The organism is Photorhabdus heterorhabditis, assembly GCF_018448905.1.
GTDB lineage: Bacteria > Pseudomonadota > Gammaproteobacteria > Enterobacterales > Enterobacteriaceae > Photorhabdus > Photorhabdus heterorhabditis.
In genome coordinates, this window is the sequence record NZ_RCWA01000183.1 from 1 (window position 1) to 558 (window position 558).

General features: G+C 61.6%; 1 protein-coding gene. It reads left to right on the forward strand.

The window, feature by feature from the left end; genetic code table 11:
* The coding region (locus EAE89_RS23200; protein ID WP_214086689.1) for a hypothetical protein at nt 1-558 on the forward strand (558 nt) is incomplete at both ends.

Sequence of the window (558 nt, forward strand, 5' to 3'; positions counted from 1 at the left end):
ATATCACCAACAGCGGCACAATTAACGGGCGGGATGTGACTCAACTGACGGCCAACAACCTGACCAACCGCGGCTTTATTCGTGGTGGCAAAGTGGATTTAGCGGCCCAACAGGCGCTCACCAATCGGGGCGGCCGGATTCAGGGGGATGACCGGGTGACCCTGAAAGGCCGCGATATCACCAGCGCCTCGACCGTACGCGGGGATGAAGCTAACCGCTGGCTGGACCGTCCGGCAGGCATCTATGTGCAGAACGATAAGGGCACCCTGTCGCTGAGCGCCATCAATAACGTCCAGCTCACCGCCAGTGACGTCAGGAATGCCGGTCAAGACGGTCACACCGAAATAACGGCAGGCCATGACCTGACGCTGGACACTTTAAGCACGCGCCGCACAGAGCAGGGCGACTGGGGGAAAGATAACACCCGCCATCTGACCCAACAGACCGATATCGGCAGCCAGATAACCGGCGCCGGTGAGGTGACCCTGCAGGCCGGGCATGACCTCAAGGCCACCGCCGCTCATGTCAACGCCGGTCAGCCACTGACGGCGCAGGCCG